Genomic DNA, 24,847 nt, shown 5'->3' on the forward strand with positions numbered 1-24,847 from the left:
CATGTGCTGCATGTAGCGTGAAAAATTCCTGCGGATGCAATGTTCGCCACATGGGGACAAGCACCACCGCCTCTGTCAACAGCGCGCCGACGAATAGAGCAAGGCCCGCAGCAGCAAGAAAAGGCATTACCTCGGCAACTAGATTCATAGACTTTCCCTTAAGGTGTTTTAACTTGAAAGATAAAACGCGCCGAAGGCGTCCGCGTTTATCGGCATTTCAAGAGGTATGTTCACTCCTCCGGCGGGTTCCAATCAGTTACAGCGACGAAGCCTTTTGATTCAGTGCGTTTCTCATACACGCTGCCTACGGGAGAATCCAAAAAACTGATAATGGTGGGGTCGTAATTGGCAATGGTATTGACTTCATAAATTGAATGATTTCTGGAGTCATCCATGTATGTTTCGTCCTCATAACCAGACATGAAGCGCCATCCGCTGTCCATGTCGTTAATTGGCTCTTCGCGGTACATAAACCCAACCGGGAGTCCCTCGACTGTAATTTTGTCGCTCGCAATACATCCTCCATATCCCGTAATCAGAGGCCTTATTTGCTCTTTACTGAGCTTGAACTGCTTTGGCATGGTTCGCCTTTTAACTGTTACTTGTACGTACACGCAAAGCCGATGAACAAAGACGAAGGAAAATAAGCATGAGAATGCGTACTTCCAACACCCGCATCGGGCCTCGCTGTGCCAGCGATCGGCCGACTTGTACGAACAATAAAAAACCTTGAAACACGGACAGCCGCTTCTTCACGGTTCACCTGACAGGAGTGTAGAAGCAGCTTGCAATAAGTGCAATAAGTGCAATAAGTGCAATAAGTGCAATCACTGTCTTGGGCCAAGGAAATATGAGTTTGTCGGTTATCCCCGCCTGATCGTTTTTCCTGTCTTTCGCCGTTTAAGCACTAAACGAGGAGGCAAGCAATTGTTAAGCCCCTGCCTTCCGCCAGGCATCGATCAGCGCCCGTGCATCCTCCTCAATTTGCTCGACCGGAACGGATTTCACGCGGTGGAAAATCATTAGTGCATACAGCGTCGCGAGCGTATCGACCTCGCGTGACAATGCACGCTCCTCGCCGGTCGACGGGCGCCGGCTGCGCCAGAAATTGATTGCCTGTTCCAGGTCAGTAAGATGAATATTCATGCGTGTATTGTACGCGGCAGCATGCGGGCATTTCAAAAACGGCATTGCCGTACCATGGTGCCGTTGAATGCGAAGGGTAACCTAGGCGGTGCGTTACTTGCGCAGCAGGAGCCGATGGCAGTGTCCTGCATTGATTCAACAAGGAAACAAAAGGAGCCAGCACATGCAGAAAGTCGCATTGATCACCGCCGCCTCGCGCGGCATCGGAGCCGCTTGCGCAAGGGAATTGGCTGCACGGGGCTACAAGCTGGTACTGATGTCGCGCTCGGAGCAGATCCATGACTTGGCGAAGGAGTTGGGCGGGGCCGCGTTCCAGGGGTCGAGCGACAACGAGGATGATCTGCAGACCCTGGTGTCGCTGGCGATGGCGAGCTATGGCCGCATCGATGCGGTGATCAACAATACCGGCCATCCGAAGAAGGGGCCCTTGCTGGAGCTGAGCGATGAGGACTGGCATGACGGCCTGGACCTGCTGCTGTTGAACGTCGTGCGCATGATGCGCCTGACCACGCCGGTGATGCAGGCGCACGGTGGCGGTGCGATCGTAAACATCTCGACCTTTGCCGCATTCGAGCCGTCGGCGCGCTTTCCGATTTCCGCCACCCTGCGCGCGGCGCTGGGCGCCTTCACCAAGATTTATGCGGACCAGGTGGCGGCATCGAATATCCGTATCAACAATTTGCTGCCGGGCTATGTCGAGTCGATCGCCCAGGATGCGGCGACCATCGCGCAGATCCCGATGGGGCGGCAGGCCACCACGGCGGAGATCGCCAGGACCGCCGCCTTCCTGTTGTCGGACGATGCCGGTTATATTACCGGTCAGAATATCCGGGTCGACGGCGGCCTGACGCGTTCGGTCTGAATCCGGACAGCGCAAAAACTTCCACAGAATAATCAACGAGGAGTGAATACATGGGATGGATGGAACGGTTTTTCAAACTGAAGGAACAGGGCACCGATGTGCGCACCGAGTTGCTCGCCGGCCTCACCACCTTCCTGACCATGGCGTACATCATCTTCGTCAATCCCTCCATCCTCGGCGACGCCGGCATGCCGAAGGACGCGGTCTTCGTCGCCACCTGCGTGGCGGCGGCAATCGGCACGCTGGTGATGGGCCTGTATGCGAACTATCCGATCGCGCTCGCCCCCGGCATGGGGCTGAACGCCTACTTCGCCTATGGCGTGGTGAAGGGCATGGGCTATACTTGGGAGGCGGCACTGGGCGCGGTGTTCATCTCCGGCTGCCTGTTCCTCGCCATTAGCCTGTTTCGCATCCGCGAAATGATCATCAACGGCATTCCGCATTCGATCCGTACCGCGATTACCGCCGGCATCGGGCTGTTTCTCGGCATCATCGCACTGAAGAATGCGGGCATCGTCACCGCGAGTCCGGCAACGCTGGTGACACTCGGCGACCTGCACCAGACGCCCGCCCTGCTGGCGATTGCAGGCTTCTTCGTGATCGTGGCGCTGGACCGTTTGAAGGTAAAGGGCGCCATCCTGATCGGCATCGTCGCCGTAACCATCCTGAGCTTCCTGGTGGCAGGCAACAAGTTCGCAGGCATCGTGTCAGCGCCGCCGTCGATCGCGCCCACCTTGATGAAGCTGGATATTTCCGCCGCCCTGTCGGTCGGCATCCTTAACGTCGTACTGGTGTTTTTCCTTGTCGAACTGTTCGATGCCACCGGCACCCTGATGGGTGTGGCCAACCGTGCCGGCTTGCTGAAGACCGGCAAGATGGACCGCCTGAACAAGGCCCTGCTGGCCGACAGTACCGCGATCGTCGCCGGCTCGATGCTCGGCACGTCCAGCACCACCGCCTATATCGAAAGCGCCGCCGGCGTGCAGGCAGGCGGGCGCACCGGCCTGACGGCGATCACCGTCGCCGTCCTGTTTCTCGCCTGCCTGTTCATCGCGCCGCTGGCCGGTGCTGTGCCCGCCTACGCCACCGCGCCGGCCCTGTTCTATGTGTCATGCCTGATGCTGCGCGAACTGGCCGACGTGGCCTGGGATGACACGACCGAAAGCGTGCCGGCGGTGGTCACCGCGCTGCTGATGCCCTTCACCTACTCGATCGCCAACGGCATTGCGTTCGGCTTCATTTCCTATGCCGGCCTGAAGCTGCTGACGGGGCGGGGCAAGGAGGTGCCGGTGATGGTGTGGATCATCGCGGGGCTGTTCGTGTTCATGTACGTGTACCTGGGCGGTCACTAAAGGCCGCCGCTACCGGCCGGGTGCCTGGCATGGTTGAAACGGATTCAACCATGCTTCCCCGGCCAGAACTTCTGCTTTTTCGGTTTCTTCGGCTTTTTCAGCACCTGCCCGGCAGCATCGGTCACGGGAACCCGATGCTCCGGCTCGAAGCCGCGTTCTTCGACGCGCGGCAGCGTCTTCCGTGTCAGCGTTTCGATCGCCGACAGCAATTGCACCTCGTCGGCTGCAACCAGCGACACCGCCTCGCCGGTCGATCCGGCGCGCCCGGTGCGGCCGATGCGATGAATGTAGTCCTCGGCGACGATAGGCAGATCGAAGTTGACCACCTGGGGCAGGTCGTCGATATCCAGCCCGCGTGCCGCGACGTCGGTCGCAACCAGTATCTGCACCTCGCCGGCCTTGAAGCGGTCGAGCGCGCGCAGCCGCGCCGGTTGCGGCTTGTCGCCGTGGATCGAGTCGGCGCTGATGCCCTGCGCCTGCAGCGTGTCGACCAATTGATCGACACCCTTGCGGGTTTTCACGAACACCAGCACCTGGCCCCAGCGCTTCTTCTTCAGCAGGTGCATGAACAGCTCGGCCTTGCGTTTCTTGTCCGCCGGTACGACCCACTGCTTCACGCTTTTCGCGGCGGTGTTGCGCGGGCTGACTTCGATGCTGACCGGGTCGGACAGCATCGTGCCGGCCAATGACCGGATCACATCGGAGAAGGTGGCGGAGAACAACAGCGTCTGCCGCTGTTTCGGCAGGACCGCGAAAATCGCATCCAGCTCGCGGGAAAATCCGAGGTCGAGCATGCGGTCCGCCTCGTCCAGCACCAGCGCCTGGAGCTGGTTGAACTTGACCGCGTTCTGCCGGTGCAGATCGAGCAGGCGGCCGGGGGTAGCCACCAGCACATCCAGGCCCTTGCGCAGCTTCATCATCTGCGGATTGATGCTGACGCCGCCGTAGGCGACATGCATGCGCAGGGGCACATGCAGGCCATACGCACGGAAACTTTCATAGACCTGTTCGGCAAGTTCGCGTGTCGGCACCAGGACAAGGGCCCGCACCGAATTGCTGGCGACCTGCGGCCCTTCCATGGTGAGCCGCTGCAGCAGCGGCAGCGCGAAGCCGGCTGTCTTGCCGGTGCCGGTCTGCGCGGCGGCCATCAGGTCGCGTCCGGCGAGGATCGCGGGGATGGCCTGCGCCTGCACCGGCGTCGGTGTTTTGTAGTCGAGGGCGTCGAGGGCGTTGAGCAGCGGGTCGATCAGACCGAGGGAGGCGAAAGTCATCGGGAAAGCGGCGGGCTATGCAAAGTGCAGAGTGTAGCCGTTCAGGCGAGCTCCGGCAGGAACACGCCTGGTTGGGCTTGCGATTTCTCCGATAATCACGATGTGAATTCGACCGACAGCCCGCGAAGCGCGATACCGTCGATTTCGGTCCGCCAAATTTCTCCCGGCTTGATGGCGCGCGCGGCGGTGATCGTGCCGGTGGTGACCAGTTCACCGGCCTGCAGCGGCGAGAACTGCGGTTGTTTTGCAAGTACCGCATTCAGGTGCGCGATCGCCGCCAGCGGGCCGCCAAGCACATTCGCGCCCACGCCTGTTTCGGACACGTTATCGTTGCAGAACAGCTTGAGCGAGAATCGCTTGAGCGACTCCATCACATCCGGGCCGAGGGCATCGACCGGTTGCGGCTCGCCCACCAGCAGCGTCCCATGCAACGACCCGTCCGCAACGGTATCCGGCGCCTTGAATTTCCATCCGGGAAAGTGGGACTGCACGATCTCGAATCCATGGGCGACCCAGTCGATGCAGGCGAGTATCGCGGCTAGATCAGCATCGGGCGGCGGAGCGGAACGGAAATGAAAAACGATTTCCGGTTCGATCTTGGGTTCGGCGAACCGGCTGATGCTGCAGGCCGCATGCTTGTCGCCGATATGCACGACCGTGGTGTCGTACATATAGGCCCAGATCGGTTCATTCACACCGTATACCGACCACATGTCCGGGTTGGTGAAGCCGATCTTGCGCCCGACGGGACTGGCGCCTTCACGCACGCGGGCATGATGCAACTGGTCCGAAAGCGCGTATGCGGAAGCGATGTCGAAGTCGGGATGGCGCGATGTCAGTGGCGCGATCTGGCGGACGTCGTCCTGTGCCGCCCTTATCTCGCGGCCAAGGGTGTCGAGTTCAAATGATGCCGGCATGCTGTCCTTTCCAGTTGGGTAGGGATTCAGGATACCGGGGAGCGCGCTTCTCTGCATGCACGGGCGCAGGGAAGCGGGTCCGTCCGGATGCGTACCAGCCACGTCGTCGCCGGCGGTCGCGCCGGTTCCCGTTCAGGCCGGAATGATCATGGCGCGGTCTGGGTCGGCTGGCCCTGTTCCTTCCACGCCTTAAAGCCGCCATCCAGGTGCGCGACATCCCGGTATCCCATCTGCTGCAGCGTGTCCGCTGCCAATGCGGAACGGCCTCCTGATGCGCAATGCAGGATGAGCCGGCGGTCCGGCGAAAATTCGTCGCGGTGATAGGGGCTGGAGGGATCGGCATAGAACTCAAGCATGCCGCGGGGTGCATGATAGGCGCCCGGGATGGCGCCGTCGCGCGTTCTTTCTTCGCTTTCCCGCAGGTCGATCAGCGTCGTGCCCTTTTTGAGTTCTTCCGCCACCTGGGCGGCGGAAAGATTCTGTATCCGCGATTTGGCGTCGGCCACCATGCCGCCGGCGGTTTTTGCGGGAATGGAACTGTCAGACATGGCAATCTCCTCTGCGAACTGTATATTCAGCGCAGGGCGCCATGCGTCGACGCACCCTGTCGCAACGGAGACTAAAGATTGTTCTTTTCCGAATCCGGCCGCTTGAGGAAAATCAAAGCGATGGCCATGCGTGGCCGTTATCAGGCGCATGCATTTCTTCCTGGAACGCTTCATGGTCTTCGCGGCGGCACGTAAGAAATTACCGTGCTGCCACAGCGGTCAGCGGCGCAAGAAACGCTAGCGATTGGCGGTTTTCTTGAGTTGTTCCTGCATCTGCATCAGCCTGGCCTGAACGGCCGCGCCGACCCGGATTTGCGGATTGGAATAGCCGTCCTGCTTGCCGGCTTCTTCCTCCCGTTGCCTGATTACCTCGCGTGCGGCCGCATGTGCTTCCTGAAACGACAGTGTCTTGTTGCGCAACTGCTCGTCATACATCGCACGGCCGAAGAACGTAAGCTCCGATTTTCGTCCACAGCCATAGGACGTATGTTCCGCATCCGATGCGGTCATGAGCAGGCTGTTCTCATCCGCCAGCGGCTCGATCCAGCTGCCCGAGTAGCAGGCGGATATCGAGATGACGCGGTACTTCACGCCCGCTTCGTCCAGCCACGCCTTCAGGTCGGACGGCTTCACGGTATCGACGCTCATCGGCCAGAAACTGGCGGCCAGTTCGCCGTTGCGCGCGCCATGCGATGTCAGGTGCAGGAAGAGCAGATCTTCCTCCTTGTCCATCAGGCCGGCGACGTGAAGGATGGCGCGCTTGAAATTGAGCGGCGTCGCCCATGGCCATTGTTCCAGCGTGCCGGGATTGTTCACCAGCTGCAGCGTCCTGCCGGTGGCGTCGAAGCGTTGTGCCATCACCTGCGACACCATGTCGCTTTCGCGCCGGAATACTTCCTCGTCGGCATAGGGCGCGAAGGTGATGGCATACAGATCGACCATACCCGGCCGCTGCGCCGGCATCGCCTGCAGACGCTGCGAAAGCAATAGCGGCTGCGCTTCCATCGTTTCCTGCGTGAGGCGCAGCCGCGGGCGTTCGACCTGTGTGTTCTCGGGTTCGGCGGGATACCAGAACTCGGCCGGACGTGCGGCATAGAGGAGGGCGGTCATCCCGATGGCGATTGCCACGACGGCAAGCATCGGTCCCGGCCTGCGCGATCCGGCACGCCACAGGAGCGTCAGCTGCGCGGCCATCATCCATATCGTGGGGATCAGCCACACCGTCCACATTCCCCATGCTCCCAGTTGGTGCTGGTTGTAGTAGGGGCTGCGCAGCAAGGCGGCAAACATCAGTCCGACGATCAGCGTCAGTACCTGGGATTGCGCGATGGCCATCGCAAACAGATGGGCCGCATCCGGCGCCACGTGACGGTCCGGTTCGGACGATGCGTGCGGACGCATCAGGTAGCAGGTCCACGCGGTCACCAGGGTGCTCAGCCAGCCGCCGGCAATCGCCTGCCAATAAAATTCCGCGGGTCCGATGAGATAGAGGCGCTCCAGCGCGATCGTCAGCGCCAGCCCCCACAGCACCAGTATTGCAATCAGGCTTGGCGTCGCCGCCAATCCCTGCCAGGCAGGCCATTGGAAGAAGGCGGTCCGGGCGCCTTCACGGTACCAGGCAGCGAGACCGATGGAGGGGCGTGCCGGTGGGAGCAGGGCCGTGCCTGGTTGTACTTGTTCAATCATGGAATGCGTTTTCGGATGGATGGTGTGCCCATTGCATCGTGCTTCATCCGGGCGCCGGCCGTCAAGGCGGCATTGGGTGAGTGAGGTCAGGTTGGCAATATCAATGCAGCATCAGGAGCAGGCAAGAAGGACCGCCGCATCCGCGTGCAGGCCGGTGGTGTCGAATACCGGCAACGATGCATGTTCGGGTTTGATGAGCAGGGCGATTTCGGTGCAGCCGAGAATGACGGCTTCCGCGCCACGGTGTTTCAGCCCATCGATGATGGCAAGATAGGCCTGCCGCGATGCGTCCAGCACCTTGCCGTGGCACAGTTCTTCATAGATCACCTTATGCACGAGCGTGCGGCCGGCGTCATCGGGCGTTATGACCGACAGGCCATGCTTCTCTTCCAGGCGGCCCCTGTAAAAATCCTGCTCCATCGTGAAACGGGTACCGAGCAGTCCGACCTTGCGGAAGCCATGCTGCTTGATGGCAGCCGCCGTCGGGTCGGCGATGTGCAGGAAAGGGATAGCTACCGCCGCTTCGATCTGCGGCGATACCTTGTGCATGGTGTTGGTGCACAACATGATGAAGTCGGCCCCGCCGCGTTCGAGTTGCCGGGCGGCGTCCTGCATGATGCCGCCGAGGCGATCCCATTGTCCGGCGTGCTGCAATGCTTCGATCTCATGGAAATTCACGGTCACCATCAGGCTGCGGGCGTTGTTGTGGCCGCCCAGTTTTTCCTTCAAGCGCTGGTTGATGAGGCGGTAATACTCCGCCGACGATTCCCAGCTCATGCCGCCGATCAGGCCGATGGTTTTCATATGCGATCAGTGCTTTTCAAGAAAGCCGGCAAGCCGCCGTACGCCGTCGTCGAGCCGCTCCAGCGAACTGGCGAAGCACCAGCGGATATAGCCTTCGCCTTCGTCGCCGAAGGCATTGCCCGGCGCCAGCCCGAGACGGGCATCGGTCACCAGCCGCTTGCACAATGCCAGCGTATCCGGTTCACGCTGACCGTCGATGCGGAAGAACAGGTACATCGCGCCTTTCGGCCGCGGTGCCGTTACGCCGGGGAGCGCGTTCAACCGTTCGTAAAGAAAATCACGCGCGGCCTGGTAGCGCGCCACGGTGCGGTGAATGGTGTCCTCGCCGCCTTCGATCGCGGCAATGCCGGCGCGCTGCACGAAGCCCGGCGCGCACGAGGTGTTGTATTCGATCAGCTTGCCAAGGTCCGCCATCATCGGCTGCGGCGCGACGACCCAGCCCAAGCGCCAGCCGGTCATCAGCCAGGATTTGGAGAAGCTGTTGGCCGACACCAGCCGGTCCTCGGAGGCGGCGATGTCGAGGAAGGACGGGGCGCATGCCTTGCGCGCCGGATCGCCGTCATACATCAGCCGCTCGTAGACATCGTCGGCGAGTATCCAGATGCCGTGCCTGCGGCAATGGGCGAGGATGGCTTCCTGCTGTTCCGGCGCGATCACCCAGCCGGTGGGATTGTTGGGGGAATTCAGGTAGACCGCCGTGGTGTCCGGCGTGAGCGCGTCCAGCAGTTGCTGCAGGTCGAGCTCCCAGGTCCGGCTGCCGTGCTGTTCAAACCGCAGCGGCACCTTCACCACCTGCGCGCCGAGGATCTTGGGTATCTCCAGCAGGTTCGGCCACAGCGGCGTGACCGCCACAACGCGGTCGCCCGGATTGATGATCAGTTGCGACAGCAGCATCAGCGCCGACACGCCGGACGACGTCACCGCAACACGGTTGACATCGACCGGCCGGTGCAGCGCCGATACATAGGCGGCGATCGCTTCCCGCAGCGGCGGCACGCCGAAGTTGTGGGTATAGAAGGTATCGCCGCCATCGAGCGCCTGTTTGGCCGCATCGCGGATGAAGGCCGGCGTGGTTTCATCAGGCTCGCCGAACCAGAACGGCAGCATGTCCGGCAGGCCGATGCCGGCATTGGCGACCTCACGGATGCGCGACGCGCCGAGGCTTTGCACGACGCTGCGCGCGCCCGGCAGATGGACAGATGCGGCGTTCAAAAGCACAGGACGATCCGGTTGGCGAGATCGAGCATGAAAGCAGGGCGCAGATAGCCGACGAAGGCCAGCGCCAGCACGGCGATCAGCGCAGTGCCGAACAGAATCCGTTTGAGCAATGCAGTCATGGCGCGAGGCTCCTTCACATCATCAGGCGATCGCCGGCTGGGCGCGGACGATGGCCTTCTCGTTGATCGGCAGGTTGATCAGTGCGGCAAATACGCCGAGGGCGATGATGATGCCCCATACCGTGTCGTAGCTGCCCTGGCGGGTGTAGAGGTAGCCGCCGAGCCAGACGCCGAGGAAGCTGCCGACCTGGTGCGAGAAGAACACGAAGCCGGACAGCATCGACAGATACTTGACGCCGAAGATGCCAGCAATGACGCCGTTGGTCAGCGGCACGGTGGACAGCCACAGCAGGCCCATCGCGGCTGCGAAGACATAGACGGACCACGATGTCAGCGGCGCCAGCAGGAACAGCGCGATCACGATGGCGCGGCTGAGGTAGATCGATGACAGCAGGTAGCGCTTGGGCAGGAAGCCGCCGAGCTTGCCTGCGTAGTAGGAACCGAAGATGTTGAACAGGCCGATCAGGGCCAGCGCCATCACCGCGACGCCGGGTTCCATGATGCCCTTGTCCTGCAGGTAGGCGGGCAGATGCACGCCAATGAACACGACCTGGAAACCGCAGACGAAATAACCGGCCACCAGCAGCAGGAAGGGACGATAGGCGAATGCCTCGCGGGTCGCTTCGAAAATGCTCTGCTGCGGACCGGCCGATTGCTGGGCTGCCGGCTCGCGCAGGTGGAAAGCCATCGGGATCATGATCAGCACCACGAGGCCGGCGAGGAGATAGAAGGCGTTTTGCCAGCCGACGGCGGAAATCAGTTGCTGTTCGACCGGCATCATCACAAACTGGCCGAAGGAGCTGGCGGCACCCGAGATGCCGAACGCCCAGGAACGCTTGGCTTCCGGCGCGGTGCGCCCGATGATGCCGCTGACGGCGCCGAATGCGGTGCAGGCCAGGCCGGCGCCGATCAGGACGCCCGAGCCAATCACGAACAGCGTCGGCTGATCAATCGTCGCCATCCACAGCAGGCCGCCCGCGTAGAAGAGGGCGCCGACGAGTACCACCTTCGCCGTGCCAAAGCGATCCGCCGCCATGCCGGCGAAGGGGCCAAATGCGCCCCACAGCAGATTCTGCAGCGCCAGCGCCAGCGAATAGGTCTCGCGGGTCCAGCCATGCGCCTGCGAGATCGGTTGCAGCCAGAAGCCGAAGCCGTGGCGCACGCCCATGGCCATGGTGAGGACGAGGCCGGTGGCGATGAGGATGGTTTTGAGATTGGGGGCGCGGGAGGCGGTCAGCATGGCAAGCAATAGCGGCGTGGCGGGAAATCGAGTTTAGCGCAAAGCGCTTTTCCGTGTGGCCTGCCGGAACGCCCGGGCCAGTTATGGAAGTCCCTTGCCTTTGGTTCACTCAATCGTGCAAAGAAACCGGGTAGCCGTGATCAGGCTTGCAAGATTGCGACTTGATGGGAGCTACCTATTCAATTGCCTGATCCCGGCTGCTGCATCATCGTTTCTCTTCAAGAAATCCGCGCAGGAATGTTACCCGCTCATCCGGCGGTGCATTCCGCTTCATCTTTTCATAAATGGCCGAGAGCGCCGACCCGGCAGGCGCATCGACCGTCTCCTCGCTTCGTTGCCGTTCAATGATGTCGATCGCCTTGCTTACCCATGCAAGGAACTGCGGCCGCTGCCCGCCGGTGTAGCGCTGTGATGCCTGCTGCACCAGCGTCTGGAATTCACCCTGTCTGATCTTGTTGGCGTCGCTCGCGTCGCCGCCGGAGCTTTCCGAATGCTGCAGGGCCTTGTCGAGGAAGAATTCACGCACCTGCCAAGCCTCGGCGGATTCTCCCAATGCCTCGATATCCTGCATGCGTTCCAGTGTCGGCGCGCAATAAATGGCTTCGTTTTCCACCCAGGCCACCGCCCAGGGGTGGCCGTGGTAACTCACGCCGACATCGATGGTGTCGGGGTTGTTTAACAGATAAAGGTATTCCGGCGTCTGCGCGTGTGGCGATTTCTGGATGAGGCTAGCCATCGATGCCGCTTCACGGTTGCCGGCGGGAAGGAAGCCATCAATGAAGGCGCGGTCCATACCGATGCGCCGGATGATGTCGCTGCACATCGCCAAGTCACGTTGAAAGGCATTCCTGATCTTTGCGGCGGCATCATTGATACCGGCGGCGCGCGCCGCCGGTTGCGACTGCCCTTGAGATTGCGCCTGCGGCTGCAATTGCGCGCAGCCGCCGAGCAACAGGGCGGAAAGAAAGAAGGAAGAGGCAACAAATAAAAAGCGCATCGGCAACATGCCGTGTGGCTGCACGGCAATCCATGGTCAAAACAGACCTGTTGGAGTGTAGCGGTCCCAAATAGTTGACGCTTTTTCCTTATTTCTCCGCGCGCAATTTTCCGACGATGCCGGTCGGGAAGAAATACACCGACAAGACAAACAAAATGCCCAGCCAGAGCAGCCAGCGGTCCGGCGACAGCAATGCCGACAGCATGGGTACGCTTTGTGCGGCACCCGATGCCATGCCCATCAGGTCCTGCAGATAGCCCTGTGCGAGCAGGAATATGGTTGCGCCGAAAATGGCGCCGTACATCGTACCCATGCCGCCGATCACCACGATCAGCAGGATGTCGATCATGATTTCGAACGACAGCGAGGTGTCGGGGCCGTTGTAGCGCAGCCAGAGCGCCAGCAGGCAGCCGGCCAGCGTGGCGAACACCGCGGCGAGCACGTTCGACAGCGTGCGGAACACCACCGTGCGGTAGCCGATCGCCTCGGCGCGGAAGTCGTTCTCGCGGATCGCCTGCAGTACGCGACCGAAGGGGGAATTGACGATCCGCAGCATCGCCAGGAACAGCAGCGCGGCGCAGAAGAAGATCAGGTAATAGGTGAGGAAGCGGCCATCGAGCGATGCGCCGAGGAAGGGCGTATCGGACAGGTTGAATGCCGGCGACAGCATTTCCGGCAGCTTGAAATTCAGGCCGTCTTCACCTCCGGTGATTTCCGATAGTTGCGACGCCAGCGTCTGAAACGCGGATGCGACCGCAAGGGTAATCATCGCGTAAAAGATGGCCCGCACACGCAGCGAGAACAGGCCGATGATCAGCGACAGCACCAGCGACAGCGCCACCGCGCCGAGTGCGCCGGTGAGCAGGCTGCTCCAGCCGGGGCCCATGCGAGTGCTCGCGATCGCGATGCCATAGGCGCCGATGCCGAAGAACATGGTATGCGCAAACGACACGATGCCGGTATAGCCGAGCAGCAGATCGTAGCTGGCCACCAGCACGATGAAGATCAGGATCTTGGCCGACACGTTCAGCGCTTTCACGCCGGGGAACAGGAAGGGCGCAAATGCCAGCCCGAGTACGATCAGGATGAGCATGGCCGCAAGTATCCGGCTGCGCGGCAGGTCATGGGAGAGTAAGCGCGTGATCATCGGTTGGTCACCGGGAAAAGTCCCTGCGGACGCCACACCAGGATGGCGGCCATCAGCAGGATGTTGGAAAAGAGCGCGACTTTCGGCGCCAGGAAACCGGTGTAGTTGGCCAGCAGGCCGACCAGCAGCGCGCCGAGGAAGCAGCCGCCGGTGGAACCGAGGCCGCCGATGATGATGACGATGAAGATCAGCACATTCACATGGGCGCCCATCTGCGGCACCACGCCCTGCTGATACAGTCCCCACATCACGCCGCCCAGGCCGGCCAGCGCCGAGCCGGCGACGAACACGCCGACGAACAGCGTCTTGATGCGATAACCAAGGCTTTCCACCATCTCGCCGTCCTGCACGCCGGCGCGGATCAGCAGTCCGAGCTTGGTGCGGTTGAGCACCATCAGCATGGTGGCGAACACGATGAAACCGACCGCCACCGCCATCAAGCGGTATTTCTCCACCGCCGCATCACCGAACAGGGCGGAACCGCGCAGCGACGCCGGCACTTCCAGTGCAATCATCTGCGGTCCCCAGATCACCTTGATCAATTCCTCGCCGACCACCATGCCGCCCATCGTGATCAGGATCTGCATCAGGTGCAGGCCATACACCTTGCGCACCAGCACCCGCTCGAATACCCAGCCGAGCAGACCGGTTGCCAGCATGGCGGCGAGCATCGCCAGGCCGATGGCGGCGAGGTTCATGCCGAGATGATTGGCGGTAGTCCATTCCGGCAGCAGGCCGAGCACGGAGACGGCAACGAAGGCGCCGAGCGCGATGAAGACGCCATGGCCAAAGTTGAGCACATCCATCAGGCCGAAGATCAGCGTCAGGCCGGATGCGATGATGAAAATGATCATGCCCATCGCCAGGCCGGCGGCGGTGAGGGTGATCCAGGTGGAGGTGGAGCCGACCAGCGGCATGGCCGCCAGCGCCAGCACTGGCGCGAGCAGCAGCGGCTTCCAGTCGATCGGCGTGCTCGGCACGGCGGCGGTGTGAACGGTGCTCATTGCTTCCTCATTGATGTGCGGTCAGGGACAGGCCGAGCAGGCGGGTCTGCATCGCTTCGTCCCCGGCCAGTTCGGCCATCGAACCGCGATGCACGACGCGACCATCGTCCATCACGGCGACCGTATCGCCAAGCTGTTTGGCGAAGTTGAAATTCTGTTCGACCAGCAGGATGGTGGTGTCGGTCTGCTTCAACTCGCGGAAGGCGGCGATCATGTTGGCGATGATGGCCGGCGCGAGTCCCTTGCTCGGTTCGTCGATCAGCAGCAGCTTGCGCGGCTCGACGATCGCGCGCGAGACGGCCAGCATCTGTTTCTGCCCGCCCGATAGCTTGCCGGCCGGATGCAGCCAGAACTTCTTCATGGCCGGGAACAGGCTGAAGATCCAGTCGAGCCGCTTGGCGTCGATGTCGTCGATCTTGCGTGCGCCACGGGCGGCCAGCAGCATGTTCTCCTTCACCGTCAGGTCGCCGAAGATGCCCATGCTTTCGGGAACATAGGCGATGCCGCCTGCGGCGATGTCGGGCGTCGTCCTGCCGTTGATGGCCTGGCCGTCGAACACGATGCTTCCCTGCGAAGCCTGCCACAGGCCCATGATGGTGCGCAGCGTGGTGGTCTTGCCGGCGCCGTTGCGGCCGAGCAGCATGGTGAGCTGTCCGCGCGGGACGACGAGGTCGACGCCGTGCAGGATGTGATAGGCGCCGATGTGGGTATGCACGCCGGACAGCGTCAGCAGCGGCGGGTTGTCGGACATGTTCATGCGGTTTCCTCCACCGGCGCAAGGCCGAGATAGGCTTGCTGCACCACCGGCGACGCGATCACCGTTTCCGGTTCGCCGTCGGCCATCAGGGTGCCGTTGTGCAGGACGATGATGCGGTCGGCGAGTTCGCGTACCACATCCATCTTGTGCTCGACCAGCAGGATCGTCTTGTCGGTCTGGGTCTTCAGCGTGCGGATCAGGTCGAGGATGACCGGCACCTCGTCCACGCTCATGCCGGCGGTCGGTTCGTCGAACATGTAGACGGCCGGATCGAGCGCCATCAGCAGCGCCACTTCCAGCTTGCGCTGGTCGCCATGCGGCAGCGCTGCGGCCTGCATGTCGCGCTTGGCGGACAGCGCGACGGTATCGAGGATGCGGTCGGCGCGATCGATCAACGCCTTGTGCCGGTTCCATACATTCCACATGTCGAGTCCGAGCCCGCGGCGCGATTGCAGCGCCAGCCGCACGTTCTCCATCACCGTCAGTTTTGGAAACAGGCTGGTGAGCTGGAAGGCGCGGCCCAGACCGGCATGGGTACGGCTCGAAGCGGGCAGGGCAGAGATGTCGCGGCCATTGAGCAATACCTGTCCGGAGGAAGCCTTGAGCTGGCCGGAGATCAGGTTGAAGTAGGTCGTCTTGCCGGCGCCGTTCGGCCCGACGATGGCGGTCAGCGTGCCAGACTGGAATGCGCACGACACGGCGTTGACGGCGACATGGCCGCCGAAGCGGACGGTGAGGTCGCGGGTTTGCAGGGAAGGGGTATTAGTTTGTTGCGGGTGCATGTGTTCTCCGCTATCTTCGCACGCCCGGCTCACGATTCCCTCCTCCTGTAAGGGGGAGGGTTAGGGTGGGGGTGGTAGGGCCGAGACAAGAAAGGTTCTGCCCCGAGCGCACTACCCCCATCCCCGCCTTCCCCCTGCAAGGGGGAAGGAGCACGCAAGCGGGTTTGGCAGCAGTTGCCGGTAAGGGAATGCGGCCTTTCAGGAAAGCCGAATGACAGGAAGCCTTAACGCTTGTTCGTGATCGGCACGTTCATCTCTTCCGGCTTGATCTCCCGCACCAGCTCCGGTACGCCCCAGGTGAACGCCGGGTCGACCTTGATCTTGAAGTGGTACATCGACTGCATTGCCTGATGGTCTTCCTTGCGGAAGGTCATCTTGCCTTTTGGCGTTTCGAAGCTCATGCCTTCCATGGTGGAGATCAGCTTTTCGCTGTCGGTGTTGCCGCCGGTTTTCTTCAGCGCCTCGACGAGCGCGATGCCGGCTGACATGCCGCCGGCGGTGAAGAAGTCGGGCGGCGATTTGTAGCGCTTGTAGTGCTCGGCGACCAGCCAGTTGTTGACCGGATTCTTGGGAATGCCGAAATAGTAGTAGGCCGCGCCTTCCATGCCGGGGAAGTTCTTGTACGCCGTCATCGCCGGCAGGATGTTGCCGCCGGTGGCGATTTCAATGCCGTAGCGTTTCGGGTCGAGGTCGGCGATCTTGAACGGATTACCGCCCGCCCAGATGATGAAGATGACCTTGCGGCCCGGCTTGTCCTTCAGCGAATCGAACAGGCGCTGCGCACCAGCAGTGAAGTCGGTGGTGTTGCCTGGCAGGTACTCCTCATGCACCAGCTTGGCGTTTTTCAGCGCGCCCTTGAACGCCTTGACGCCGTCGCGGCCGAAGGCGGTGTCCTGCGCCATGGTGGCGATGGTTACGCCGGCCTTGTCGAGGGCCACCGCATTCGAAATCGCATCCTGCGATGAATTGCGGCCGGTGCGGAAAATGTAGCGGTTCCATTTGTCGCCGGTAATCGCGTCGGCAACCGCAGGCTCCACCAGCAGGACCTTCTTGTACTCTTCAGCCACCGGCAGCATCGCCAGCGCGACGCCGGAGCTTGTCGGTCCGACCGCGATATCGGCCTTGTCATCGGCGAATGCCGAGGCAAGCTGGGATTTGCCGACATCCGGCTTGCCCTGGGAATCCTTCTCGATCACGACCAGCTTGTTGCCGTTGACGGTCATCGTGCCGCCGGTGGCATAGTCGAGGCCCATCAACAGGCCGATCTGCGTCTGCTTCGCATACGCTTCCAGCGGACCGGTCTTGTCGTACACGTGCGCGATCTTGATGTCCTTGGCTTGGAGTGAAGCGGTGCAGCACAGCGCGGCGACTGCCGCCATCAGATGGAGTTTCATGGAGTCTCTTCCTGTTATGTGATTTATGGTGCCGTCCTTCCTGCCGTGACGGGGAATGCAGGCGGGAAACCGGGAACGAGCTTCGCGGAGATTACTTCAATACTTTCCGCGCTGAAAGTAGTAGAAATACCATGTCGGTTCATGTCGACTATCGCGGACTTGCGGATTCATGTCCGAAAACGGCTAGACGCTGTATGGCGCGGCGCGTATAACAATGGCATGGAAAACCATTTGCACACGATCGATCACGGCGATTCCGCGCCCGGCACGGGTGGAGCCCTTGGTCCGCTATTAAGCCGGGAGAGCTGCTACCGGGCATTGGCCGCAAAGGATACGCGCTTCGATGGCGTCTTCTTCACCGGCGTGAAGACCACCGGTATTTATTGCCGTCCGGTCTGCAGCGTAAAAACGCCGCGTGAATCATCCTGCTCTTTCTTCGCAACCGCCGCGGCGGCGGAAGCAGCGGGTTTTCGTCCCTGCCTGCGGTGCAGGCCGGAGCTTGCCCCTTATGCACTGCAGCAGAATCTCGCGCACGCGGTATGGCAGCGCATTGCCGCCGGCGCCTTGAACGATGGCGACAGCGAACGCCTCGCCGCCGAGGTCGGCCTGTCATCGCGCCAGTTGCGCCGCGTGCTGCTGCAGCATTTCGGCGTCACGCCGGTCGAGCTGGCGCAAACCCAGCGCCTGCTGTTTTCAAAGAAGCTTCTGCAGGAAACCCGCCTGCCGATGGCGGAGATCGCCTTTGCATCCGGATTCGGCAGCGTGCGTCGTTTCAATGCCCTGTTTGCCGCCCGCTACGGTATTGCGCCGACTGCGATTCGCCGAGCGGCTGAACCTCAGGACGGCACAGGCACGGATGTATTGCGCCTGCGTCTGGCCTACCGGCCGCCATTCGACTGGCCGCGCATGCTGCGCTATCTCGCGGGACGCGCGATCGCCGGGGTGGAAGCGGTCTCGCCGGATGATGCATCACCTTCTTACCACCGCAGCGTTCGCATCGGCGATGCCGGCGGATGGATGCGTGTGACCAATCAGGCGAAGCGGCATCAGCTCGAACTGGAACTGTCGCCCGCGCTCGCGCCGGTATTGATGCCGCTGCTTGCGAGGGTGCGCGGACAATTCGACCTCGATGCCAATCCGGCCGTGATCGAAGCGCATTTGCGGCAGGATGCCTTGCTTGCTGCACGTATCGACGCCGCTCCCGGCCTTCGTGTGCCCGGCGGGTTCGACGCCTTCGAACTGGCGGTGCGCGCGGTGCTCGGCCAGCAGATCAGCGTGGCTGGCGCGACGACCCTGTCAGGGCGGCTGGTGGCCCGGTTCGGCGAATCGTTGATCACGCCGCTGCCCGGGATCACGCATCACTTTCCATCCGCCGCTGCGCTGGCCATGGTGGATGCGACCGGGATCGCTCGGATCGGTCTGCCGCTCAAACGCGCGCAGACGATTCAAAACATTGCGCGCTTCGCGGCGGAAGGGGGCTTGATGCTGCCGCCCGGTACCGCCCTGGAAGAGGCGATTGCACGCCTGAAAACCGTGCCGGGCATCGGCGACTGGACAGCGCATTACATCGCCTTGCGGGCACTGCGGTTTCCCGACGCCTTTCCCGCCGGCGATCTCGGCCTGCAGAAGGCGGCTGCCGAAGACGCGCCTTCCGGCCGGCTCACCGAACGGCAACTCGCTGCCCGCGCGGCCGCATGGGCGCCGTGGCGCGGATATGCGGCGCTGATGCTATGGATGCAATGACGGCATGTTTACCAAGGAGGTGAATGATGTACTACATGGAACATGACAGCCCGGTCGGCAGGCTTACGCTGACGGCGACGGACAAGGGCCTGAGCGGCTTGTACTTTGAAGAGCATAAGTACTTCACCGGAACGCAGGATCGGCAGCGCCAGCCGGATCAGATCCATCTGCGCGACGCTCGGCAGCAACTGGATGAGTACTTCCGGCAGCAGAGAACACGCTTCGATGTTCCGCTGGATCTGCAGGGGACGCCATTCCAGCGCGCGGTGTGGCAAGCATTGCTGACACTGCCGTTCGGCCATACATCTACCTACAGCATGATTGCGCAGCATGTCGCCAGGCCGAATGCGGTGCGTGCAGCCGGTACGGCGATCGGGCGCAACCCGCTGTCGATCATCGTGCCTTGCCATCGTGTGCTTGGCATGTCGGGCGCGCTATCCGGATATGCGGGCGGACTCGAGCGCAAGCGATTCCTGCTCGAACTGGAAAAGACCATGAAGAAAACCGGGGGCGCTGATGAATCGCTAATGATCATCGCGGCGTGAAAGTCACGCGAACGACGCCTCAGAGGGGGATGCGGGTAATGATGGGGATTCGATGCAGCGGCAGTGCATGATCCTTTGCTGATTGTGCGGGCAGAGGAATCACCGCTGCTGATCCTCCTTCGCTGACAGCGGTATTGCTCCGACAGCGCCGGTGCCGGCCGCTGTCGGATCAAGCGTCTTGAAGGTTGGATTAGCGGGAACCGCTGCCTGTGCCGCCAGCGCCGCCTGCTCCACCGGCTCCTGCTCCACCGGCTCCTGCTCCGGCACCACCGGCTCCGGCACCACCCGCGCTACCGCCGGCGCCTGTACCTGCACCGCCGCTTGCACCAGTGCCTGCGCCAGGGCTGCCTGGCATTGTCGAGCTAGGTGGCATGCCTACGCTGGGTGCGGTCGATGGCGAGCCGGAAGCACTTGGGCTGGTCGTCGCGGAACCGCCCATGCGGCCCGACGAGGTGGAGCTTGGAGATGTCGTGGTGCTCGAAGTGCCGGATCCGGAGCTCATGCCGGAAGAAGAACCGGAGCTGGAGCCCATACCGGTGCCGGATGTGCCACATGCGGTAAGTACCAGGGCGCATGCTAAGGGGATGGTCCATTTCATCATAAAAATTCTCCTAGAAAATAGTCGATAAGGCGGATGGTGAAGCGAAGATTGACTCATGCCAGAATTGCATGCATGCGTTCAGTAGAATCTTTCAATAAGCGAAAGTTCCTAAAGATTTTCAAGTTTGATATGCCTAAATAGCATCATTTTGTAAGCGAAAAATGAACTCGATAACGATGTCGAACAACACGCATTCACGCTGATTTATTCCCTCAGGACAGAGTCCTGCATGCCGAAGAAGGGCACCGTTCCCAATGCCGAACGACACGCATGATTGAAGAGTGAAGGGAATTAATGCGCTATCCACAACCGAAGTCATGGATACGCGATTGAAAAGAATCGGGGAGGGTCGACCGGAACCGAATTACTTCGATACTTCGTTACCGATCAGGCCGCCGACCGCGGCACCGCCGACGGTTCCCATGGTACTGCCGCCCGTTGCCATGCTGCCGGCTACACCGCCCAGCACAGCGCCGGTTCCGACTCCCACCTGCTGTCTGGTCGGTGTGCCGCAGCCTGAAAGCGCGGTCGTCAATGCCACTGCACTAACGATCGATATCCATATACGTGAAATCATATGTCCTCCGGTAGGTTGGCATTGTCGATGGACGATGCACGGCGAACTGCTGTTATGTAACGGTTCGACCTTGCCGGAATGTCACGAGTTCCTGCGGATGGTTTGAGGAATGTGAACAAAATGTAACGTGGCCGCATGACGCGACCACGTGAGGTTGGCGCGTCAGCGCACCAGGCGCAATGTCAGCGGATACCGGTAGGACTCGCCTTTCGATGCCGAAATCGCCGCAATGATGCACAACACGAAGTTGGCGAGGAACAGCAGCGGCATGATGAGCATGCCGATCAGGATCACTTTCAGCATGACCGACGCAAACAGTGCGATGGCCATGGTGATCTGGAAGTTCAGCGCTTCCTTGGCTTCTTCCGTGACAAAGCCGCCTTCGTCTTTCTTGATCAGCCACAGGATCAACGCGCCGACAAAGCCGGTGAAGATACCAAGCAGGTGCGACAGCATGCCGAGGTTGCGTTCATCCGATGTCGGACCGGTTTGCGTCGTTTGCGTCAAGTCTTCCATCGTCTTTCCTCATTTCACATGCAATGCGGCCGCACCAGCGTACCGAAAGGCATCGGCTTCATCAATCGGGGCGATCAGGCCGCCACTTTCTTCATCGCGGGCTTTTTCACGGCCACCTTCTTCGCCGGCACTTTGGCGGGTGCCTTGCTTACCGCTTTCGCTGCCGTTTTCGCCGGCGTCTTCGCCGGCGTTTTCTTGGCCGCGACCGCGGTCACCGGTTCGGCAGATGCCGTGTCGCCGGACTTGCCCTTCGCAGGCGGCTTGGCCTTGCGCTCCTCGAATTCAAAGCTTACCTTGCCGTCCTTGCCCTTGACGAGGTACGCCTTGAACGGCCGCCGGGTACGCTGGGAAATGAAACCGGGCAGCAGATCGGTCTTGCCGTCGTTGAGCAGCTTGCTCATCTGCTCCGGAAGTATCTCCTGCTGCAGGATGATGCGACCGCTGCGGAAATCGCAGCCCTTCGGCTTCGCGACCGCTTTTTCGCACACGTAGGCGAGGCCCATTTCATACACGCCGCTCGAACATTTCGGGCAGGCGCCAAGGGAAGTCTGTTCGCTGAAGTCGACGCCTTCGCCATCTTCCCCTTCATCCTGATTCTGGCCGAAGTCGAATTCCAGCTTGAAGTTGTTGATATCCTCGTCGCGCACGATCTTCAGGATGGCAGCGAACGGGCGGCCCATCTTGGAACGAAATCCCTGCAGCGGCCCGATCTCGCGCTTCTCCAGCAGTTCTTCGACTTCCGCCACTTCGAACTGGCGGCTGCCTGGCGTCTTGCTCATTGAGAATTCGCACTTGGTGCAGGCGAAGCGGCGATAGTTTTCCTTTACCGTGCCGCCGCAATTCGGGCAGGGCGCCTTCAGCGTCGCATAGTCGCCGGGGATGGTGTCGTTGTTGTATTCCTTCGCCCGCTTGACGATGATCTGCGTCATCTGCGCGATCTCGCGCATGAATTCTTCCCGGCTGATCTTGCCGCGTTCCATCTGCGACAGCTTGTACTCCCATTCGCCGGTCAATTCGGGCGCGGTCAATTCCTGCACGCCGAGACCGCGCAACAAGGTCATCAATTGGAAGGCCTTGGCGGTCGGGATGATTTCACGTCCTTCACGCAGCAGGTATTTCTCGTTCAGCAAACCTTCGATGATGGCCGCACGCGTCGCCGGCGTGCCGAGTCCCTTGCCCGCCATCGCTTCGCGCAAGTCTTCGTCGTCGATCAGCTTGCCGGCGCCTTCCATCGCCGACAGCAGCGTCGCTTCCGAATAGCGTGGCGGCGGTTTCGTTACGAGGCCGTTCGCGGTCACCTTGTCGGTCTTGACCGTTTCGCCCTTGGCGACCGGCACCAAGGTGCCGGCATTTTCCTCATCCTTGTCCTTGGGCGCTTCCTTGCCGTAAATCACCAGCCAGCCGGGATTGGTCATGACCTTGCCTTCGGTCTTGAACTGGTGTCCCGACACCTCGGTGTAACGTGTCGTGACCTGGAATTCGGCCGCCGGGAAAAACACCGCCATGAAACGGCGCGTGACCAGGTCGTACAGCTTCTGCTCTGGTTCCGACAGGTTCTTCGGTGCCTGGGTCGTCGGAATGATCGCAAAGTGGTCGCTGATCTTTGCGTTGTCGAAGATCCGCTTGTTCGGCTTCACCCAGTTGTTCTTCAGGATCTGCGCCGCGAACTGCTGGTAATTATTGTTTTCCGACACGGTTTCCAGCGTCTGCTTCACCGTGTTGATGTAGTCTTCCGGCAAGTGCCGCGAATCGGTACGCGGATAGGTCAGCACCTTATGCTTTTCATACAAGGCCTGTGCGAGACCGAGGGTGTTCTTGGCGGAAAAACCGAAACGCGCGTTTGCTTCACGCTGCAGGCTGGTTAGGTCGAACAAGGCCGGCGCTATCTGCGTCGCCGGCTTGGATTCCTCGGTGACGGTGCCCGGCTTTCCGCGGCATGCGGCCACGATCGATTCTGCGGCGGCCTTGCTCCACAGGCGCTCGGCGCGCTTTTCCGGATCGTTTTCATCCTTCTTGAATTTCGTATCGAGCCAGCGACCCTCGTACACGCCAGCTGCGCAAACGAACTCGGCGCGTACTTCCCAATAATCACGCGGCACGAAGCGTTTGATCTTTTCTTCGCGTTCCACGACGATCGACAGTGTCGGCGTCTGCACCCGGCCGACGGTGGTCAGGTAAAAGCCGCCTTCCTTGGAATTGAAGGCGGTCATCGCGCGGGTGCCGTTGATGCCGATCAACCAGTCGGCTTCGCTGCGGCAACGCGCCGCATCCGCCAGCGGCATCATTTCCTTGTCCTCGCGCAGCCGCCGGAAGCCGTCGCGAATAGCGGCAGGGGTCATCGATTGCAGCCACAACCGCTTGATCGGCTGCTTGGCTTTCGCGTATTGCGCGATCAGACGGAAGATCAGTTCACCTTCACGGCCCGCGTCGCAGGCGTTGATGAGCGTCGTGACATCCTTGCGCTTGATCAGTTTGTTCAGCACCTTCAGTCGCGACTCGGTCTTGGCGATCGGGTTCAGCGCAAAATGCGGCGGGATCATTGGCAAGTGCGTGAATGTCCATTTGCCTCGTTTGACATCGTATTCTTCAGGTACGGTAATCTCGACCAGGTGGCCGACGGCGGAAGACAGCACGTACTCGTCCGATTCGAAGTACTCATCGTGCTTGGTGAAGCCGCCGAGCGTCTTCGCGATATCGTTCGCGACAGATGGCTTCTCTGCGATGATGAGGGTCTTAGTCATAAATAGGATCTCGAAAATGATGCAGTTTGATGCCGAGCCGATGGCGCCCTGGGCAGCGGGTATTGCGCAATATTAGATGTTGCCGGGCGGCATGCGCTACTAATATACCAACTATATGGTAATTGAGCGGCCAATGATAAGCGGGTTGCGCGGAAAACCGCAAGGCCGGATGGAAAGCCGTTGCGGCTGCAACGGCACTTGAAGAAATGAAACTATTGCGGGAAATGCAGGAAAATCTGGCGCTACATTAATGCAACAAACGCGGTTCGCTGTCTTCGTCATCCGAAAATAGCTCATCGAATATCAGTCCGTCCGGTTCCTTGCCCTGGCTCCATAAAACCATCAGCACGATGACTTTGAGTTTGTCGAGGGAAACCTGGCGCTCGCTGATCGCAAGTGCACGTTCGATCACGATTTCACGCTGGATCGGATTAATGACTTTCGCCGATTCCAGGAACTGGATGAATCCGATGGCTTCGGTACCCAGCACATCGAACTCCTGTGGAGCATAGATGCGGATTCCGAAGGAAAAGGCGGTTTGCTGGGGAAAACGATCCGAGTACTCGTGGGTCGTCTCCGCAAGATCGGTCAGCCAGCCAAGTGCCTTTGATATTTCTTCTTCTTCAAAACCGACGGCCGAAAGTTTCTTTACCAGTGCCTCCGAGTCCGGGCAGGCATCGGGACGGTAGTAGGTTTCGTAAAGATAAACAAGGACGTCAAACATGAGTTCTACTGTAGCGTTTAGGTCGTTGTGGCACAAGTCCTGAAAAATGCCGGTTGTGAATTGTCGACACTTCAGAATTTTGAAATTCTTCAAAAATCATCAGCACCAAATCACATCGCGGCACACGTTCGCCGGAACAAGCATAACCGAAAAGAG

The 24,847-nt window shown here is 60.9% G+C and carries 26 protein-coding genes; 5 read left to right on the top strand and 21 right to left on the bottom strand.

Features of this window, described 5'->3' with window-relative positions; all coding sequences use genetic code 11:
- Positions 1–230 precede the first annotated feature (230 nt).
- Both VGU61_RS17635 and VGU61_RS17640 read right to left on the bottom strand, forming a co-directional pair.
- Positions 231–581: a DUF2185 domain-containing protein gene (locus tag VGU61_RS17635; RefSeq protein WP_326860522.1), complete on the bottom strand. Its 351-nt coding sequence runs from the start codon at positions 579–581 to the stop codon at positions 231–233.
- 349 nt (positions 582–930) lie between these two features.
- The gene (locus VGU61_RS17640) at positions 931–1,146 is read right to left on the bottom strand and encodes a DUF3717 domain-containing protein (RefSeq protein WP_326860523.1); all 216 of its coding nucleotides are present in this window, start codon (positions 1,144–1,146) and stop codon (positions 931–933) included.
- 163 nt (positions 1,147–1,309) lie between these two features.
- Between VGU61_RS17640 and VGU61_RS17645 the strand changes: the two genes are divergently transcribed.
- Both VGU61_RS17645 and VGU61_RS17650 read left to right on the top strand, forming a co-directional pair.
- Positions 1,310–2,008: an SDR family oxidoreductase gene (locus tag VGU61_RS17645; protein WP_326860525.1), complete on the top strand. Its 699-nt coding sequence runs from the start codon at positions 1,310–1,312 to the stop codon at positions 2,006–2,008.
- Positions 2,009–2,058: 50 nt separating this feature from the next.
- Positions 2,059–3,360 carry an NCS2 family permease gene (locus tag VGU61_RS17650; RefSeq protein WP_326860526.1) on the top strand — a complete coding sequence of 434 codons (1,302 nt, stop codon included), beginning with the start codon at positions 2,059–2,061 and terminating at the stop codon, positions 3,358–3,360.
- Between the two features lie 44 nt (positions 3,361–3,404).
- Here the strand turns inward: VGU61_RS17650 and VGU61_RS17655 are convergent, their stop codons facing one another.
- From VGU61_RS17655 to VGU61_RS17720, 14 genes are all read right to left on the bottom strand, one after another.
- Entirely contained in the window at positions 3,405–4,631 is a 1,227-nt protein-coding gene (locus VGU61_RS17655; protein WP_326860527.1) for a DEAD/DEAH box helicase, read from the bottom strand.
- Between the two features lie 95 nt (positions 4,632–4,726).
- The gene (locus tag VGU61_RS17660; protein WP_326860528.1) at positions 4,727–5,548 is read right to left on the bottom strand and encodes a 2-keto-4-pentenoate hydratase; all 822 of its coding nucleotides are present in this window, start codon (positions 5,546–5,548) and stop codon (positions 4,727–4,729) included.
- Between the two features lie 146 nt (positions 5,549–5,694).
- Positions 5,695–6,096 (bottom strand): rhodanese-like domain-containing protein, encoded by a 402-nt coding sequence (locus tag VGU61_RS17665; RefSeq protein ID WP_326860529.1) that lies wholly within the window; start codon positions 6,094–6,096, stop codon positions 5,695–5,697.
- A 237-nt stretch (positions 6,097–6,333) separates the two neighbouring features.
- Complete coding sequence (locus VGU61_RS17670) at positions 6,334–7,782, bottom strand: C13 family peptidase (RefSeq protein ID WP_326860530.1); 1,449 nt, start codon at positions 7,780–7,782, stop codon at positions 6,334–6,336.
- A 111-nt stretch (positions 7,783–7,893) separates the two neighbouring features.
- Positions 7,894–8,586 (bottom strand): aspartate/glutamate racemase family protein, encoded by a 693-nt coding sequence (locus tag VGU61_RS17675; protein WP_326860531.1) that lies wholly within the window; start codon positions 8,584–8,586, stop codon positions 7,894–7,896.
- A gap of 6 nt (positions 8,587–8,592) precedes the next feature.
- Entirely contained in the window at positions 8,593–9,798 is a 1,206-nt protein-coding gene (locus VGU61_RS17680; RefSeq protein WP_326860533.1) for a pyridoxal phosphate-dependent aminotransferase, read from the bottom strand.
- Positions 9,795–9,923: a hypothetical protein gene (locus VGU61_RS17685; RefSeq protein WP_326860534.1), complete on the bottom strand. Its 129-nt coding sequence runs from the start codon at positions 9,921–9,923 to the stop codon at positions 9,795–9,797. The genes VGU61_RS17680 and VGU61_RS17685 overlap by 4 nt, the downstream gene beginning before the upstream one ends.
- A gap of 22 nt (positions 9,924–9,945) precedes the next feature.
- Positions 9,946–11,163 carry an MFS transporter gene (locus VGU61_RS17690; protein ID WP_326860536.1) on the bottom strand — a complete coding sequence of 406 codons (1,218 nt, stop codon included), beginning with the start codon at positions 11,161–11,163 and terminating at the stop codon, positions 9,946–9,948.
- Positions 11,164–11,368: 205 nt separating this feature from the next.
- Entirely contained in the window at positions 11,369–12,160 is a 792-nt protein-coding gene (locus VGU61_RS17695) for a hypothetical protein (protein ID WP_326860538.1), read from the bottom strand.
- An 88-nt stretch (positions 12,161–12,248) separates the two neighbouring features.
- A complete protein-coding gene (locus VGU61_RS17700; protein WP_326860539.1) occupies positions 12,249–13,307 on the bottom strand; it encodes a branched-chain amino acid ABC transporter permease in 1,059 nt (352 codons plus the stop codon).
- The gene (locus VGU61_RS17705; protein WP_326860541.1) at positions 13,304–14,311 is read right to left on the bottom strand and encodes a branched-chain amino acid ABC transporter permease; all 1,008 of its coding nucleotides are present in this window, start codon (positions 14,309–14,311) and stop codon (positions 13,304–13,306) included. The genes VGU61_RS17700 and VGU61_RS17705 overlap by 4 nt, the downstream gene beginning before the upstream one ends.
- A 7-nt stretch (positions 14,312–14,318) precedes the next feature.
- The gene (locus VGU61_RS17710; protein WP_326860562.1) at positions 14,319–15,062 is read right to left on the bottom strand and encodes an ABC transporter ATP-binding protein; all 744 of its coding nucleotides are present in this window, start codon (positions 15,060–15,062) and stop codon (positions 14,319–14,321) included.
- A gap of 2 nt (positions 15,063–15,064) precedes the next feature.
- Positions 15,065–15,850 carry an ABC transporter ATP-binding protein gene (locus tag VGU61_RS17715; RefSeq protein WP_326860542.1) on the bottom strand — a complete coding sequence of 262 codons (786 nt, stop codon included), beginning with the start codon at positions 15,848–15,850 and terminating at the stop codon, positions 15,065–15,067.
- Positions 15,851–16,074: 224 nt separating this feature from the next.
- Positions 16,075–17,229 carry a substrate-binding domain-containing protein gene (locus tag VGU61_RS17720; RefSeq protein WP_414691658.1) on the bottom strand — a complete coding sequence of 385 codons (1,155 nt, stop codon included), beginning with the start codon at positions 17,227–17,229 and terminating at the stop codon, positions 16,075–16,077.
- A gap of 234 nt (positions 17,230–17,463) precedes the next feature.
- On the opposite strand from VGU61_RS17720, the gene VGU61_RS17725 reads away from it, so the two are divergent.
- Both VGU61_RS17725 and VGU61_RS17730 read left to right on the top strand, forming a co-directional pair.
- Positions 17,464–18,987 (top strand): AlkA N-terminal domain-containing protein, encoded by a 1,524-nt coding sequence (locus VGU61_RS17725; protein ID WP_326860544.1) that lies wholly within the window; start codon positions 17,464–17,466, stop codon positions 18,985–18,987.
- A 26-nt stretch (positions 18,988–19,013) separates the two neighbouring features.
- Positions 19,014–19,532 carry a methylated-DNA--[protein]-cysteine S-methyltransferase gene (locus tag VGU61_RS17730; RefSeq protein ID WP_326860545.1) on the top strand — a complete coding sequence of 173 codons (519 nt, stop codon included), beginning with the start codon at positions 19,014–19,016 and terminating at the stop codon, positions 19,530–19,532.
- Between the two features lie 99 nt (positions 19,533–19,631).
- Here VGU61_RS17730 and VGU61_RS17735 read toward each other — a convergent pair whose 3' ends face one another.
- Complete coding sequence (locus VGU61_RS17735) at positions 19,632–19,859, bottom strand: hypothetical protein (protein WP_326860546.1); 228 nt, start codon at positions 19,857–19,859, stop codon at positions 19,632–19,634.
- A gap of 44 nt (positions 19,860–19,903) precedes the next feature.
- Between VGU61_RS17735 and VGU61_RS17740 the strand changes: the two genes are divergently transcribed.
- The gene (locus tag VGU61_RS17740; RefSeq protein WP_326860547.1) at positions 19,904–20,161 is read left to right on the top strand and encodes a hypothetical protein; all 258 of its coding nucleotides are present in this window, start codon (positions 19,904–19,906) and stop codon (positions 20,159–20,161) included.
- A 336-nt stretch (positions 20,162–20,497) separates the two neighbouring features.
- On the opposite strand, the gene VGU61_RS17745 is transcribed toward VGU61_RS17740, so the two are convergent.
- From VGU61_RS17745 to VGU61_RS17760, 4 genes are all read right to left on the bottom strand, one after another.
- The gene (locus VGU61_RS17745) at positions 20,498–20,710 is read right to left on the bottom strand and encodes a glycine zipper 2TM domain-containing protein (protein WP_326860548.1); all 213 of its coding nucleotides are present in this window, start codon (positions 20,708–20,710) and stop codon (positions 20,498–20,500) included.
- Between the two features lie 162 nt (positions 20,711–20,872).
- A complete protein-coding gene (locus tag VGU61_RS17750) occupies positions 20,873–21,226 on the bottom strand; it encodes a DUF4870 domain-containing protein (RefSeq protein ID WP_326860549.1) in 354 nt (117 codons plus the stop codon).
- A gap of 74 nt (positions 21,227–21,300) precedes the next feature.
- On the bottom strand, positions 21,301–23,967 hold the full coding sequence (locus tag VGU61_RS17755) for a DNA topoisomerase III (protein WP_326860550.1): 2,667 nt from the start codon (positions 23,965–23,967) through the stop codon (positions 21,301–21,303).
- A gap of 247 nt (positions 23,968–24,214) precedes the next feature.
- Positions 24,215–24,691 (bottom strand): DUF494 domain-containing protein, encoded by a 477-nt coding sequence (locus VGU61_RS17760; RefSeq protein WP_326860551.1) that lies wholly within the window; start codon positions 24,689–24,691, stop codon positions 24,215–24,217.
- Positions 24,692–24,847: the final 156 nt, after the last annotated feature.

Source organism: Noviherbaspirillum sp., assembly GCF_035944575.1.
Lineage (GTDB): Bacteria > Pseudomonadota > Gammaproteobacteria > Burkholderiales > Burkholderiaceae_D > Noviherbaspirillum.

What these genes read in the sequence shown, in the direction of transcription:
- VGU61_RS17650 (WP_326860526.1), top strand. Translation starts at nt 2,059, where the DNA reads ATGGGATGGATGGAACGGTTTTTCAAACTGAAGGAACAGGGCACCGAT.
- VGU61_RS17720 (WP_414691658.1), bottom strand. Translation starts at nt 17,229, where the DNA reads ATGGCGGCAGTCGCCGCGCTGTGCTGCACCGCTTCACTCCAAGCCAAG.
- VGU61_RS17710 (WP_326860562.1), bottom strand. Translation starts at nt 15,062, where the DNA reads ATGTCCGACAACCCGCCGCTGCTGACGCTGTCCGGCGTGCATACCCAC.
- VGU61_RS17635 (WP_326860522.1), bottom strand. Translation starts at nt 581, where the DNA reads ATGCCAAAGCAGTTCAAGCTCAGTAAAGAGCAAATAAGGCCTCTGATT.
- VGU61_RS17695 (WP_326860538.1), bottom strand. Translation starts at nt 12,160, where the DNA reads ATGCGCTTTTTATTTGTTGCCTCTTCCTTCTTTCTTTCCGCCCTGTTG.
- VGU61_RS17640 (WP_326860523.1), bottom strand. Translation starts at nt 1,146, where the DNA reads ATGAATATTCATCTTACTGACCTGGAACAGGCAATCAATTTCTGGCGC.
- VGU61_RS17690 (WP_326860536.1), bottom strand. Translation starts at nt 11,163, where the DNA reads ATGCTGACCGCCTCCCGCGCCCCCAATCTCAAAACCATCCTCATCGCC.
- VGU61_RS17665 (WP_326860529.1), bottom strand. Translation starts at nt 6,096, where the DNA reads ATGTCTGACAGTTCCATTCCCGCAAAAACCGCCGGCGGCATGGTGGCC.
- VGU61_RS17700 (WP_326860539.1), bottom strand. Translation starts at nt 13,307, where the DNA reads ATGATCACGCGCTTACTCTCCCATGACCTGCCGCGCAGCCGGATACTT.
- VGU61_RS17660 (WP_326860528.1), bottom strand. Translation starts at nt 5,548, where the DNA reads ATGCCGGCATCATTTGAACTCGACACCCTTGGCCGCGAGATAAGGGCG.
- VGU61_RS17685 (WP_326860534.1), bottom strand. Translation starts at nt 9,923, where the DNA reads ATGACTGCATTGCTCAAACGGATTCTGTTCGGCACTGCGCTGATCGCC.
- VGU61_RS17740 (WP_326860547.1), top strand. Translation starts at nt 19,904, where the DNA reads ATGCCTACGCTGGGTGCGGTCGATGGCGAGCCGGAAGCACTTGGGCTG.
- VGU61_RS17725 (WP_326860544.1), top strand. Translation starts at nt 17,464, where the DNA reads ATGGAAAACCATTTGCACACGATCGATCACGGCGATTCCGCGCCCGGC.
- VGU61_RS17755 (WP_326860550.1), bottom strand. Translation starts at nt 23,967, where the DNA reads ATGACTAAGACCCTCATCATCGCAGAGAAGCCATCTGTCGCGAACGAT.
- VGU61_RS17730 (WP_326860545.1), top strand. Translation starts at nt 19,014, where the DNA reads ATGTACTACATGGAACATGACAGCCCGGTCGGCAGGCTTACGCTGACG.
- VGU61_RS17745 (WP_326860548.1), bottom strand. Translation starts at nt 20,710, where the DNA reads ATGATTTCACGTATATGGATATCGATCGTTAGTGCAGTGGCATTGACG.
- VGU61_RS17760 (WP_326860551.1), bottom strand. Translation starts at nt 24,691, where the DNA reads ATGTTTGACGTCCTTGTTTATCTTTACGAAACCTACTACCGTCCCGAT.
- VGU61_RS17655 (WP_326860527.1), bottom strand. Translation starts at nt 4,631, where the DNA reads ATGACTTTCGCCTCCCTCGGTCTGATCGACCCGCTGCTCAACGCCCTC.
- VGU61_RS17750 (WP_326860549.1), bottom strand. Translation starts at nt 21,226, where the DNA reads ATGGAAGACTTGACGCAAACGACGCAAACCGGTCCGACATCGGATGAA.
- VGU61_RS17645 (WP_326860525.1), top strand. Translation starts at nt 1,310, where the DNA reads ATGCAGAAAGTCGCATTGATCACCGCCGCCTCGCGCGGCATCGGAGCC.
- VGU61_RS17715 (WP_326860542.1), bottom strand. Translation starts at nt 15,850, where the DNA reads ATGCACCCGCAACAAACTAATACCCCTTCCCTGCAAACCCGCGACCTC.
- VGU61_RS17675 (WP_326860531.1), bottom strand. Translation starts at nt 8,586, where the DNA reads ATGAAAACCATCGGCCTGATCGGCGGCATGAGCTGGGAATCGTCGGCG.
- VGU61_RS17705 (WP_326860541.1), bottom strand. Translation starts at nt 14,311, where the DNA reads ATGAGCACCGTTCACACCGCCGCCGTGCCGAGCACGCCGATCGACTGG.
- VGU61_RS17670 (WP_326860530.1), bottom strand. Translation starts at nt 7,782, where the DNA reads ATGATTGAACAAGTACAACCAGGCACGGCCCTGCTCCCACCGGCACGC.